At 72.4% G+C, this 12,953-nt stretch carries 9 protein-coding genes and 1 pseudogene; 5 read left to right on the top strand and 5 right to left on the bottom strand.

Annotated features, from left to right (window positions below; genetic code table 11):
- The first annotated feature begins 17 nt into the window (after positions 1–17).
- Positions 18–593: a dCTP deaminase gene (gene dcd / locus CGQ25_RS14230; protein ID WP_208710518.1), complete on the top strand. Its 576-nt coding sequence runs from the start codon at positions 18–20 to the stop codon at positions 591–593.
- Positions 594–674: 81 nt separating this feature from the next.
- On the opposite strand, the gene CGQ25_RS14225 is transcribed toward dcd, so the two are convergent.
- The 3 genes and pseudogenes from CGQ25_RS14225 to CGQ25_RS14215 form a co-directional block, all read right to left on the bottom strand.
- Positions 675–1,664 (bottom strand): hypothetical protein, encoded by a 990-nt coding sequence (locus CGQ25_RS14225; RefSeq protein ID WP_208710517.1) that lies wholly within the window; start codon positions 1,662–1,664, stop codon positions 675–677.
- 208 nt (positions 1,665–1,872) lie between these two features.
- Complete coding sequence (locus CGQ25_RS14220; RefSeq protein WP_208710516.1) at positions 1,873–2,577, bottom strand: FadR/GntR family transcriptional regulator; 705 nt, start codon at positions 2,575–2,577, stop codon at positions 1,873–1,875.
- Between the two features lie 114 nt (positions 2,578–2,691).
- A pseudogene (locus CGQ25_RS14215) lies at positions 2,692–4,351 on the bottom strand (L-lactate permease).
- 172 nt (positions 4,352–4,523) lie between these two features.
- Between CGQ25_RS14215 and CGQ25_RS14210 the strand changes: the two are divergent.
- From CGQ25_RS14210 to CGQ25_RS14195, 4 genes are all read left to right on the top strand, one after another.
- Positions 4,524–7,421: an FAD-binding and (Fe-S)-binding domain-containing protein gene (locus CGQ25_RS14210; RefSeq protein WP_255405341.1), complete on the top strand. Its 2,898-nt coding sequence runs from the start codon at positions 4,524–4,526 to the stop codon at positions 7,419–7,421.
- A gap of 114 nt (positions 7,422–7,535) precedes the next feature.
- Positions 7,536–8,405 carry a (Fe-S)-binding protein gene (locus CGQ25_RS14205; protein ID WP_208710515.1) on the top strand — a complete coding sequence of 290 codons (870 nt, stop codon included), beginning with the start codon at positions 7,536–7,538 and terminating at the stop codon, positions 8,403–8,405.
- Entirely contained in the window at positions 8,402–9,916 is a 1,515-nt protein-coding gene (locus CGQ25_RS14200; RefSeq protein ID WP_208710514.1) for a lactate utilization protein B, read from the top strand. Before CGQ25_RS14205 ends, CGQ25_RS14200 begins: the two co-directional genes overlap by 4 nt.
- Positions 9,913–10,701, top strand: a complete 789-nt coding sequence (locus CGQ25_RS14195; RefSeq protein ID WP_255405340.1) for an LUD domain-containing protein — start codon at positions 9,913–9,915, stop codon at positions 10,699–10,701. Before CGQ25_RS14200 ends, CGQ25_RS14195 begins: the two co-directional genes overlap by 4 nt.
- A 147-nt stretch (positions 10,702–10,848) precedes the next feature.
- Here CGQ25_RS14195 and CGQ25_RS14190 read toward each other — a convergent pair whose 3' ends face one another.
- Both CGQ25_RS14190 and CGQ25_RS14185 read right to left on the bottom strand, forming a co-directional pair.
- On the bottom strand, positions 10,849–11,679 hold the full coding sequence (locus CGQ25_RS14190) for an amino acid-binding protein (RefSeq protein ID WP_208710513.1): 831 nt from the start codon (positions 11,677–11,679) through the stop codon (positions 10,849–10,851).
- A 72-nt stretch (positions 11,680–11,751) separates the two neighbouring features.
- Entirely contained in the window at positions 11,752–12,948 is a 1,197-nt protein-coding gene (locus CGQ25_RS14185; protein ID WP_208710512.1) for a cation:proton antiporter, read from the bottom strand.
- Positions 12,949–12,953 lie beyond the last annotated feature (5 nt).

The raw sequence follows: 12,953 nt of genomic DNA, 5'->3' as shown, positions 1-12,953 counted from the left end.
GCGGTACTTTGGGAGGCGTGCTCCTTTCAGATCGCGACATCCGCGCGGAAATCGACGCCCAGCGAATCCAGCTCGCGCCGTACGAACCCGCCATGGTGCAGCCGTCCAGCGTGGACGTGCGGATCGACCGGTTCTTCCGGCTCTTCGACAACCACAAGTACGCCCACATCGACCCTTCCCAGGAGCAGCCGGAGCTCACCCGGCTCGTCGAGGTCGAGGGCGACGAGCCGTTCATCCTGCACCCCGGCGAGTTCGTGCTCGGCTCGACGTACGAGACGGTGACCCTCCCCGACGACGTCGCGGCGCGGCTCGAGGGGAAGTCCTCCCTCGGCCGGCTCGGGCTGCTGACCCACTCCACCGCCGGCTTCATCGACCCGGGCTTCTCGGGCCACGTGACCCTCGAGCTCTCCAACGTCGCGACGCTGCCCATCAAGCTGTGGCCGGGCATGAAGATCGGCCAGCTGTGCTTCTTCCGGCTCTCCTCCGCCGCCGAGCACCCCTACGGCTCCGGCGAGTACGGCAACCGGTACCAGGGCCAGCGCGGCCCGACGGCGTCCCGGAGCCACCTCAACTTCCACCGCACGAGCATCTAGGCCGCCGGGGCGGCCCCGTCCCCCGGCGGATCACCCCCGCAATTGTCGGGTTGCAGCGGGTGCGAGGGCGGCCCAACCACGTCAAGCCGACAATTGCGGGGCAGTTCCGGCCCTCGGCCGAGCCGCCCCGCTCCGCCGGGCCCTCGTCGAGGCCAGGCGGAGGCGCTCCCCGATGAACCGGGCCACTCCGTCCCACCCGCGCTGCGTCACGTCTCGGGCAGAGACGACGACGTTGTCCCAGTCCTCATCCGTGACGGCGCGGTTGCGCCAGTTGTCGCTCGCCTGCTGGTCGGCACTCCGGTGATGGCCGCCGTCGTACTGGAGGGCGACCCGTTCCTCGACGAACGCCTGGTCCGGCCACGCGACGGCGCGGCCGTCGGGTCTGCGGATCACGTGGTTCAGAGAGGGCTCGGGCAGGCCGGCGTCGATGACGGCGAGGCGAAGCTTCGTCTCGGGGACAGAGTCAGCGCCGACCCTCACCAGCGCCAGCGCTTCCCTCGCTGCCGGGAGCCCGCGGACCCGGTGCTTGCGGTCAAGGAACTCCGTGATGTCCTCGATGGAGAAGAGGGGCTCGCGGGGCCGCGGGAAGTCCAGTGGATGGGCGCAGACGAGGTGGTCGCCGATCGCCACGAGGTCATCGCGGAAGAGGACTCCGGACAGGTCGAGCCATGTTCGCAGGGGAGACGTCACGGCCAGGCCATGGAAGTCCACTACGTCCTCCGGGCCGAGCTTCATCCGATGGCACACGACCCCGGGTCGTTCGGTGCGGGACCGCCCCGGGAGCCGCGTCACGTGGACGGCGAAGTCGTCCTGGAAGGCCAGCGGCAGGGGGAAGCGCCAGATGCGCGCTGCGGTCGTGAAGCTGGCGACGCCTCCTGCAATGACATCCAGGAGCGGCCGCACGGTGGCCTCGGGCGAGGGGGCGGCGTCCCAAGGAACGCGGACTCCCCGTGTGGGGATGACGAGGTCGGAGGCGCGGAGGCGGCTGCCGGACGCGCCGAGCGCACGGGCTTCCTCGAGCGAGAAGGACCGGCCCCTCAGCGGCTCGGGCAGTGTGAGTCGCGTTGTCATGCGAGCATCCTCGCCCGGCCGGGACTTCCGCGGGTCCATGGGGCCGACTTATCCACAGTGTGGAGGACCAATGACAATGCCCATCCCGCGAATTGTCGGCTTGACGCGGGTGCGACGGCTGGTGACCCGCGCGGAGTCGACAATTTGCGGGAGGTGGGGGCGGAGGCCGGGGGCGGCGCGCCGGCGCTCGGGCGGCCCCGAGCCTGCGTCAGAGGGCCTGGCGGTAGAACCACTCGATGTGCTCGCGGACCAGGCGTGCGGAGCGCTCGCCGTCGCGGGCCTCGACGGCCTCGAAGATGCCCCGGTGGTGCTCGCGGAGCACGTGCACGGCGGCGTCCCAGCCGCCACGACGCGTGACGGCGTCGTCGATGTAGCCCCGGATGGCCTCGCGCAGCGACTCCATCATGGTGCTCACCACGACGTTGCCGGCGAGAGCGCTCAGGGCCACGTGGAACTGGGCGTCGAGGAGGGTGAAGATCTGCGACGGCAGGGCGTCGTCGTCCATCGCGTCGAGGAGGCGGCGCGCGTCGTCGAGCTGGTCAGGGGTCCAGGGCGCCGCGGCGGCGTGCTCGAGGGACCACGTCTCCATCATGATGCGGGCCTCGACCACGTCGTTGACCGGCAGATGGTGGCTCGCGACGTGCATCCGCAGCGCGACGCCGAGCGCCGAGGAGGGGTCCGAGACGACGATCGTGCCCGAGTTCGGCCCCGACCCCGTGGCCGAGCGAAGGACGCCCAGGACCTCCAGCGAGCGGATCGCGTCCCGCACCGAGGCCCGCGAGATCCCGAACTGCTCCGCGAGGGCGCGCTCGCCCGGCAGCCGGTCGCCGAGCTTGAGCTCGCCCGAGCGGAGGCTGTTCTCGATGTGGCGCAGCACCACGTCGTGGGCGCGGCCGGTGGCGGTTTCAGACATGGAGTCCATTGTTCCGTACCCGGGCCCGGGAACGGACGACGCCGGCCCCCGCCTCCGGCGCGTTGGGCACCGGGGGCGGGGGCTCGCCGTCGTGCGGGGAGGACGCCGGACGGGCTACGGCAGCATCCATCCGAGGACCGGGGTGGACTGGAGGAACACGAGCGTGCACAGGACCAGGAGCATGCCCAGGCTCCACCACACGACCTTCCGCAGGATGGTGGACTCCTGCCCGTCCATGCCCACGGACGTCGCGGCGATCGCGAGGTTCTGCGGGCTGATGAGCTTGCCGACGACGCCGCCGGAGGTGTTCGCCGCGACGAGCAGCGCGGGGTCGATGCCCGCGTGCTGGCCCGCGGTCTGCTGGAGCTTGGCGAACAGCGCGTTCGCGGACGTGTCGGAGCCGGTCACGGCGGTGCCGATCCAGCCGAGGATCGGCGAGAGGAACGCGAACGCCCCGCCCGCGCCGGCGAGCCACGTGCCGATCGCGACGGTCTGGCCCGAGAGGTTCATGACGTACGCGAGGGCGAGGACCAGGACGATCGTGAGGGCCGCGAAGCGCATCTTGACGGCCGTGCGCCACAGCTCGGCAAGGGCGTCGGAGACCTTGAGGCGGAACCGGCCGCGGCCGTCGTTGAGCGAGTACACGAGCGCGATGATGAGCCCCGAGATGAAGAGCATCGTGCCGGGGCCCGAGAGCCACTGGAACGCGTACACGGTCGAGGTGAGGGGCTTCCCGTCGGTGCCGAGGACGGCGTCGTGGAGGATGGGCCAGTTGACCTTGACGTCGGTCGTGGCGAGGGCCGCCGGGATGTCGACGCCGGATCGCCACAGCTTCGAGACGGAGAACACGACGATGACGAGGAGGTAGGGGAACAGCGCCATCCACGTGCGGGCGCGCGTGAGCGTGGCGTCTGCCGCGCCGGGTCCGGCGGGGACGGCGGCGGGGACGCCCAGGCGCGCGCGGGCCTCCGCGGCCCCGCGGGGCCGCCAGACGCGCAGGAACGCGATCGCCGCGCCGAGGCCGACGAGGGAGGCGACGACGTCCGTGAGCTCGTAGGAGAAGTAGTTCGAGCAGAGGAACTGGGCGATGCCGAAGGCGATGCCGGTCACGAGCGCGGGGGCCCAGGCGTCGCGGAGGCCCCGCACGCCGTCGACCGACGAAGGCGAGGAGCGGGGTCTGGCGTCCCACGACGGCGCCGATGTGGTCCGCGGGGATGCCCGTGAGGGCGCCGGCGGTGGTGATCGGGATCGCGATGGCGCCGAACGCGACCGGCGCGGTGTTGGCGACGAGCACGGTGGCGGCGGCGCGCAGCGGCTTGAGGCCGATGGCCATGAGCATGGTCGCGGTGATCGCCACGGGCGCGCCGAACCCGGCGAGGGCTTCGAGGAGGCCGCCGAAGCAGAAGGCGATGAGGATCGCCTGGATGCGCAGGTCCCCGTTGCCGATCCGGTCGAAGATGCGGCGCAGGTCCTCGAACCGCCCGCTGCGGACCGTCACCTGGTAGAGCCAGACGGCCATGAGGACGATCCAGAAGACCGGGAACGCGCCGAAGACCGCGCCCTGGGTGGCGGCGAGTCCGGCGAGCGGGGCAGGCATCCGGTAGGCCACTACGGCGACGACGAGCGCCGCGAGCAGGGCGAACGCCCCGGCCACATGGGCGGAGGTGCGCACGATGGCGAGCAGCACGAAGAACGTGAGGAGGGGGATGAGGCCGATCAGCGCGGAGACGGCAACACTGCCGGCTACCGGATCGGTCACGGGGGTGAAGGTCATGCGGGCTCCTGCGGAGTGGTAACCGGGGCGACGGCGACGCTGGCGCCGATGTGGTCGGACCTTCGTGGTCCGACCACGTAACCTAGCACACATTCCCGCCCTTGTGACAAGGGGCACGGGTGTGGTTGCATGGTCTGACCACATGCCCCGCCGCCCGTCCGGGAGGACCTCCATGACCATGCGCACGACGACGAGCGCCCGCCTCGCAGACTCGCGCCCCGCGGCCGCCTCCCCCGCGGCCGCACCCCGGAACCTGCTCGCCGACGACCTCGCCGCCGCGCTCGGAGCCGATGCCGTGACGACCCGGCCCCTGGACCTCCACGCCAAGGCGCACGACGCCTCGCACTACCTGCTAGTGCCCAGCGTCGTCGCGGCCCCCCGCACGGACCAGGACGTGGCGCGCCTGCTCGCGGCCGCCGCACGCCACGATACCCCCGTGACGTTCCGCTCCGGCGGCACGAGCCTCTCGGGCCAGGCGATCACCGACGGCATCCTCGCGGACACCCGCCGCAACTTCGGCCGCATCGAGGTGCTCGACGGCGGGAAGCGCGTGCGGGTGGAGCCCGGCGCGACGGTGCGCGCCGTCAATGCCCGTCTGGCCCGCCATGGCCGCGCACTCGGGCCGGACCCCGCCAGCGAGATCGCCTGCACGGTGGGCGGTGTCGTGGCGAACAACTCCTCGGGCATGCACTGCGGCACAGAGGCCAACACATACCGGACGCTGGCGTCGCTGAGGTTCGTCCTGCCCTCGGGGACGGTCATCGACTCGGGCGACCCGGCGGCGTCGTCCGTGTTCGCCGCGCGCGAGCCCGAGCTCCACGAGGGGCTCGCGCGGCTGCGGCGGCGCATCCTCGCCTCCCCGGACTCGGTGGCGCGGATCCGGCACCAGTTCTCGATGAAGAACACCATGGGGTACGGCCTCAACGCGTTTCTGGACTTCGAGGACCCGCTGGACATCTTCGTCCACCTCATCGTCGGGTCCGAGGGGACGCTCGCGTTCGTCGCGGAGGCGGTATTCGACACGGTGGAGGTCAAGCCGCACGTCGCGGCGGGCCTGCTCGTCTTCCCGGGCGTGCGGGCGGCCGCCGCCGCGGTCCCCGCGCTCGTGGCCGCGGGTGCGGACACAGCCGAGCTCATGGATGCGGTGTCCCTGCGCGTCTCCGCGCGCCTGCCCGACTGCCCCGAGCAGATCCGCGCCCTGGACCTCGCCGACCCGGCCGCGCTGCTCGTCGAGTTCACGGCCGGCAGCGCCGAGGAGCTCGCCGACCGCGCCGCCTCCGCGGACGCGCTCTTCGCGGGGCTCGGCCTCGCCCTGCCCGTGGCGATGACCAGGGACGCCGCGGAGCGGGCGGCGCTGTGGAAGGTCCGCAAGGGCCTGTACTCGACCGTGGCGAGCGCCCGCCCCTCGGGCACGAGCCAGCTGCTCGAGGACATCGCGGTCCCCGTCCCGGCCCTCGCCCAGACGTCCCATGACCTCGCCGCGCTCCTGGCCGAGCACGGCTACGCGGACCCCGTCATCTTCGGCCACGCCAAGGACGGCAACCTCCACTTCATGATCAACGAGGACTTCTCCACGGCGGACACGCGCCGGTACGAGGACTTCACCGAGGAGATGGTCAGCCTCGTGCTCGGCGTGGGCGGCACGCTCAAGGCAGAGCACGGCACCGGGCGCATCATGGCCCCCTACGTACGCCGCCAGTTCGGCGACGAGCTCTACGAGGTCATGAAGGAGGTCAAGCGCCTCGCCGACCCGCGCGGCATCCTCAACCCCGGCGCCGTCCTCTCCGACGACCCCCGCTCGTACCTGGCCGACCTCAAGGTCACCCCGACCGTCGAGGAGGAGGTGGACCGCTGCGTGGAGTGCGGGTACTGCGAGCCGGTCTGCCCGTCCCGTTCCCTGACCCTGACCCCGCGCCAGCGGATCACCCTCCGCCGCGACGCCGAGCAGGCCCGCGCCAAGGGCAACGAGGAGCTTGCGCGCGCCATCATGGACGGCTACGACTACGACGGCGTCTCGACCTGCGCCGTCGACGGCATGTGCGGCACGGCCTGCCCCGTGGGCATCAACACCGGCGACCTCGTGCGCCGGCTCCGCGCCGACGCCGCCGGCCGGGTCGAATCCGCCGCCTGGAACGGCGCGGCGCATGCCTGGGGCGCGGCCTCCCGCGTGGGCGGGGCGGCGCTGAGCGCGGCCGCCGCCCTGCCGGCCGCGCCGATCGAGGGTGCGACCCGCCTGGCGCGGAAGCTCCTGGGCGATGGGATCCCGATGTACGACGGCGCCCTGCCGGGCGGCGGCTCCCCGCGTCCCCGGCGGCGGGACGACGCCGTGGAGGCGGTCCTTTTCGCGGCGTGCATCGGCACGATGTTCGGGCCCGAGGACGGCGGCCACCCCGGCGGGGCGTCGGGGGCGTTCCTGGACGTCTGCGACGGCGCCGGCGTCCGCCTGCGCACCCCTGAGGGCCTCGGCTCGATGTGCTGCGGCACCCCGTGGAAGTCCAAGGGCATGACCTCGGGCTGGGAGCACATGCGCTCGGTCGTCGTGCCCGCCCTCGTCGAGGCGAGCGACGGCGGGCGGCTCCCCGTCGTCGTCGACGCCTCCTCCTGTGCGGAGGGGCTCGCGGTCATGCTGCGCTCTGCCGCGGAGGCCCTGCCGGCGGCCGCGGCCCTGCGCGTGGTCGACGCGATCGAGTTCGCCGCCGGCCTCCTGCCCCGGCTCGAGGTGCGCTCCCGCATCCCCTCGATGGCCCTGCACCCGACCTGCTCGGGCACGATCGCCGGGACGACGCCGTCGCTCGCCGCGATCGCCGCGCACATCGCGGACGAGGTCTTCACGCCCCTCGCGGCCGGATGCTGCGGCTTCGCGGGCGACCGCGGGCTCCTGCACCCCGAGCTGACCGCCTCGGCCACCGCGCCGGAGGCGGCCGGGATCGAGGAGGCCGAGCGGGCGCGCGGGGGCCGCTTCGCCGAGTACGCCTCGAGCAACCGCACGTGCGAGATCGGGCTCACCCGCGCCACCGAGCGCCCCTACCGCCACATCCTCGAGCTGCTGGCGGCGGCGACGCGCTTCTGACGCACCCCTCACACCACACCGTCCGGCCGGACGGTGTGGTGTGATTGCCCACACATCGCTATGTTATGGTCAGACCACATGGTCCGGGGTCATCCTGGGCTGAGAGAGGACACCATGAGAATCGCGCTCTTCGCGACCTGCATCGTGGACGCGATGTACCCCCGCGTCGCGCAGGCCACGGTGGAGATCCTGGAGCGGCTGGGGCACGAGGTCGTGTTCCCGTCTGGTCAGGCCTGCTGCGGCCAGATGCACGTCAACTCGGGCTACTTCCCCGAGGCGCTCCCCGTCGTCGCGAACCACGTCCGCACCTTCGAGTCCGGCTTCGAGGCGGGGGAGTACGACGTCGCCGTCGCCCCCTCCGGCTCGTGCGTCGCCTCGGTGAAGCACCAGCACGCCATGGTGGCCCGTTGGGCGGTGGAGCACGGGGTCAAGGGCGCCGACAGCACGCTCGCCGGGCGCGCCGACGCCGTCGGCGCACGCACCTACGAGCTCGCGCAGCTCCTCACCGACGTCCTCGGCGTCACCGACGCCGCCGCGCAGCTCGGCTCCTACCTCCCTGGCACCATCACGTACCACCCGTCGTGCCACGGCATGCGACTGCTCCGCCTCGGCGACCGGCAGCGCGCCCTGCTCTCCACGGTCGAGGCGCTGAACGTCGTCGACCTCCCCGACGCCGAGCAGTGCTGCGGCTTCGGCGGCACGTTCTCGGTGAAGAACGCGGACGTCTCCTCCGCGATGCTCGCCGACAAGGTCGCCAACATCTGCGGCACCGGCGCCGAGGCGTGCGCCGGCGGGGACGCGTCCTGCCTCATGCACATCGGCGGCGGCCTCTCCCGGGAGAAGCGCACGACGGCGCAGGGCCGGCCTGTGCGGACCGTGCACCTTGCGGAGGTGCTTGCCTCGACGAGGGAGAACCCGCTCAGGGTCGACGGCGAGCTCGCGCTCGCCGGCCAGCCGGCTGGCGCGAAGGGGGGTGCGCGATGACGACCGTTTCCCTCGGCATGCCTGCCGTCCCGCCGCGCGGCTTCGGCAACATCTCCGCCCTCGAATCCTTCCCGAAGGCCGCCCACCGCGAGCTGGGCAACGCCCAGCTGCGCGCCAACCTCGGCCACGCGACCCACACGATCCGCGACAAGCGACTCCGCGTCGTCTCCGAGCTGCCGGACTGGGAGGATCTGCGCGAGGCCGGTTCGGCGATCAAGGCCGAGGCCATGGAACGTCTGCCGGAGCTGCTGGCGCAGTTCGAGGAGCAGTTCACGGCCCGCGGCGGCACGGTGCACTGGGCCCGCGACGCAGCGGAGGCGAACCGGATCGTGGAGGGCCTCGTCCGGGAGCGAAACGCGACCGAAGTGGTCAAGGTCAAGTCCATGGCCACCCAGGAGATCGGGCTCAACGAGTACCTCGAGGAGCGCGGCATCGCCGCCTATGAGACGGACCTCGCCGAGCTGATCGTCCAGCTGGGGCACGACAAGCCGTCCCACATCCTCGTCCCCGCGATCCACAAGAACCGCACCGAGATCCGCGACATCTTCCTCGCCGAGATGCCGGACGTGGACCCCGACCTCAGCGACGAGCCGCGCCGCCTGGCGATGGCCGCCCGCGCGCACCTGCGGGCCAAGTTCCTCTCCGCCCGCGTGGCGATCTCGGGAGCGAACTTCGGCATCGCCGAGACCGGCACGCTCGGCGTCGTCGAGTCCGAGGGCAACGGGCGCATGTGCGTGACGCTGCCGGAAACGCTCATCACGGTCATGGGCATCGAGAAGGTCCTGCCGCGCGCGGAGGACCTCGGAGTGTTCATGCAGCTGCTCCCGCGTTCCTCGACCGGGGAGCGGATGAACCCCTACACGTCGCTGTGGACCGGCGCGACGCCGGGGGACGGGCCCTCCGACGTCCACGTCGTGCTGCTCGACAACGGGCGCACCCGGGCGCTCGCGGACAGGCACGGCCGCTCGGCCCTGCACTGCATCCGCTGCTCGGCGTGCATGAATGTGTGCCCCGTGTACGAGCGGACGGGCGGCCACGCCTACGGTTCCACGTATCCGGGGCCGATCGGCGCGATCCTCTCGCCGCTGCTCACCGGGGTCGAGGCGGAGGAGAACAAGTCGCTGCCGTACGCGTCCTCGCTGTGCGGGGCCTGCTTCGACGCGTGCCCGGTGAAGATCAACATCCCCGAGATCCTCGTGCACCTGCGCGGCGAGGACGTCGAGGCCCGGCGCTCGAAGCCGGGGGCGCGGCACCTGCCCTCGCAGTTCGACCTCGCCATGGCGGGGGCGTCCTGGGCCATGTCCGACGGCGCGCGCATGGGTGTGCTCGAACGCGGGCTCCCGCTGGGGCGGCTTGCGGCGGGGCGGGACCGGGTGATCGGGAAGCTCCCGGGCCTCGGCGCCGGCTGGACCCAGAGCCGGGACATCCCGGCGCCGCCCGCGGAGTCGTTCCGGCACCAGTGGGCCAAGCGGGAGAAGCTGAACACGTCCGAGGAAGGTGAGGCGAAGTGAGCGCCCGCGACGACATCCTGGCCAGGGTCCACGCGGCCCTCGGCACCACCCCCGCCCCCGCCGAGGTCACCCCGGGTGGGGCCGACGTCACCCCTGGTGGGGCCGAGGTCACCCCGGGTGGCGCCGAGGTCACCTCTGGTGGGGCCGAGGTCACCTCTGGTGGGGCCGAGGTCACCCCGGGTGGGGCCGAGGTCACCCCGGGTGGTGCCGAGGTCACCCCTCGTGGTGCCGGGGTCACCCCGTTGTACCGCACGACGTCGGGCCTCACCGAAGACGAGCTCGTCGCCCTGCTGGTGGACCGACTCGAGGACTACAAGGCCCGCGTGGAGGTTGTCGCCGCGGAAGGCCTCGCCGAGGCCATCCGCGCACGGCTCGAGGGCAAGGCCTTCGTCGCACCCGACGGCCTTCCCGCCCACTGGCTCCACCCGGGGCTCACCGAGCGGAGGGTGACCGACTCGCACGAGGCGCCGCTCGCCGTCGTGCGTCTCGACGAGCTCGACGCCGTGGTGACCAGTTCGGCGGTCAGCGTCGCCGAGACGGGGACCATTGTGCTGGACGGATCCCCTGACCAGGGGCGGCGGGCGATCTCGCTCGTGCCGGACCACCACGTGTGCGTGGTGCCGGTGGAGACCATCGTGGGCATTGTGCCCGAGGGCTTTGCGCGCCTCGACATCACGCGTCCGCTCACGTTCATCTCTGGCCCGTCGGCGACCAGCGACATCGAGCTCGAGCGCGTCGAAGGCGTCCACGGGCCGAGGACGCTGGACGTCATCATCGTCCGCTGAGGTGCTGAGGAAGGTCCCTATCCTGAGGCCGGTTGCCCGACAGACGCAGCGCGACTGAGCATGGCCAGGGGACGACTTCGGCGGCAGACGGGGTGATCTCGGCGCCATTGGGGGTGACCTCGGCGGCAGAGGGGGTGACCTCGGGGCTCACGTGGCCCGCTGGCGTTCCACGACCTCGGCGAGCTCCGCGAGGCGGCTCGCCCGCGCGGCCTCTGCAGGGGTGAACGGCATGCCGGGCCGGATCAGCACGAGCGGCGCGTCCCACGGCGTCGGGATCTTCAGGACGGTGCCCGTGGCGTGCCACTCGTCCGGTACCGCCCGGTCGGCCGGCACACGCCGCGCGGACAGCAGCTCGGCCGCCGCGTACGGCAGCTCGGCCGGGGCCGCAGCGACTCTCGCCGCGAGGGCGAGCGCGCGGGTCGGCCCGTCGGCGAGGGCCAGCGGCGTCGTCGGCCAGACTCGGGCGGCCGCCCCGCCGCCATCGCCGATCGCGTGCAGGAGGTCCTGATCGCTGAGGCCGCCGGGCGCGGAGAGCACCAGCTCGTCCACCACGCCGCTGCGCACCGGCTGCGCCTGGATCCCGAGGATGTTCACCCCGAGCCGGGCGAGCTCGTGCGTGAGGTGCTCGAGCGCGCCCGGGGTATCAGGCAGGGTGGTGCGGGCCCGCCACAGGGCGGGCGCGAGGTCCAGCTGCCGGCGTCTCCGCAAGGCCGGTGCGTGCAGCCACGAGCGGAACAGCCGGCGCGCGCCGGGCTCGGCGACCCAGATGACGAGCGCCGTCGCAGTCACAGCGAGCAGTGCGACCTTGAGCAGGAGCGGCCACCCCGTCCCCACGACCGCGGCGTGCACCGCGAGCTCGATCGGCAGCATCGCGGCGACATTGGCGAGGGTGAGCCGCAGCTTGGTCGGCTCGGGGAAGCGGCCGCAGACCTCGCAGGCCAGCTCCGATGGCGGGGGAGTGTGCGTGAAGGTGCTCATGGCACCCATCCAAGCTGAGGCCTGTTTCGCCCGGGTTGCCGGGCCGTTTAAGCTCGACGCCGCGTGCTCGCCTCAGAAGGGGACCTTCGCCTGGGCAGGCCTGCGGCCGCGCGGGCTGCGGAAAGCCCGCACCATCGGCTCGACGAACCGCGCTGCGAGCGGGCCCATGACGGCCATCAGCAGGACATAGGCAGTGGCCAGGGCGGCGAGCTCGTCGTTGACTGCTCCCGAGGCGACGGCGAGACCGGCGATGACGATTGAGAACTCCCCGCGTGCGATGAGGGCAGCGCCGGCGCGCGCGCGGCCGGGCACGGCCACTCCGGCGCGGGCGGCGGCCCACCAGCCGGTGGCCACCTTGGTCACCGCGGTCACCACCGCGAGGATGAGCGCCCAGCCGAGGACTGGCGAGATGGTCGCGGGGTCTGTGTTCAGGCCGAACGCGACGAAGAAGATCGCCGCGAAGAGGTCCCGCAGCGGTTCGAGGACGCGGGAGGCGTTGTGCGCCGTCGTGCCCGAGATGGCGATGCCGAGCATGAACGCCCCCACCGCTGCCGAGACCTGCAGCGCCGAGGCGACCCCGGCCACGAGGAGCGCAAGGCCGAGCACGTTCAGGAGGAACACCTCCGAGTTCTCGCTGTGCACGGCCTTGGAAACGTGGTGCCCGTGCCGGAGCGCGATCAGCAGCACGAGGGTCACGACCACGAGCGAGATGCCCACGGTCTGCAGCCCCCCGAGGAAGCTGACCCCCGCGAGCACGGCGGTGAGGATCGGCAGGTAGAGGGCCATCGCGAGGTCCTCGAACACGAGGATCGCGAGGATGGTCGGGGTCTCGCGGTTGCCGAGCCGCCCCAGATCCGTGATGACCTTGGCGACGATTCCCGAGGACGATATATACGTCACACCTCCCATGACGAGCGCCCCGACCCCACCCCAGCCGAGCAGGAGCGCCACCCCCACTCCCGGGAGGAAGTTCAGGACGAGGTCCATGACGCCGGCCTGCCACGACCGCCGCAGCCCGGTCACGAGCTCCTGCGCCGTGTATTCCAGTCCGAGCATAAGCAGGAGGAGGATGACACCGATCTCGCCGGAAAGGTGCGCGAAGTCCCGCACGCCTCCCAGGTCCACGACACCGCCCGCGCCGAACAGCAGCCCGCCCACGAGGTAGAGCGGGATCGGGGACATGCCGATCCTCCCGGCCAGACGGGCCAGGAGCCCGAGGGCGAACACCACCGCCCCCAGCTCGATGAGGGTCAGCGCGAGGCGGTCCATCGCGG

This window comes from Sinomonas sp. R1AF57 (assembly GCF_002224485.1).
In the GTDB taxonomy this organism is placed as follows: Bacteria; Actinomycetota; Actinomycetes; order Actinomycetales; family Micrococcaceae; genus Sinomonas; species Sinomonas flava.
The sequence above is the reverse complement of the archived record's forward strand: the minus strand, read 5'-3'. Positions and strand labels throughout refer to the sequence as shown.

Coding starts and splice junctions, on each gene's coding strand:
- CGQ25_RS14225 (WP_208710517.1), bottom strand. CDS start 1,664: ATGACAACGCGACTCACACTGCCCGAGCCGCTGAGGGGCCGGTCCTTC.
- CGQ25_RS14220 (WP_208710516.1), bottom strand. CDS start 2,577: ATGTCTGAAACCGCCACCGGCCGCGCCCACGACGTGGTGCTGCGCCAC.
- CGQ25_RS14210 (WP_255405341.1), top strand. CDS start 4,524: ATGACCATGCGCACGACGACGAGCGCCCGCCTCGCAGACTCGCGCCCC.
- CGQ25_RS14205 (WP_208710515.1), top strand. CDS start 7,536: ATGAGAATCGCGCTCTTCGCGACCTGCATCGTGGACGCGATGTACCCC.
- CGQ25_RS14200 (WP_208710514.1), top strand. CDS start 8,402: ATGACGACCGTTTCCCTCGGCATGCCTGCCGTCCCGCCGCGCGGCTTC.
- CGQ25_RS14190 (WP_208710513.1), bottom strand. CDS start 11,679: ATGAGCACCTTCACGCACACTCCCCCGCCATCGGAGCTGGCCTGCGAG.
- CGQ25_RS14185 (WP_208710512.1), bottom strand. CDS start 12,948: ATGGACCGCCTCGCGCTGACCCTCATCGAGCTGGGGGCGGTGGTGTTC.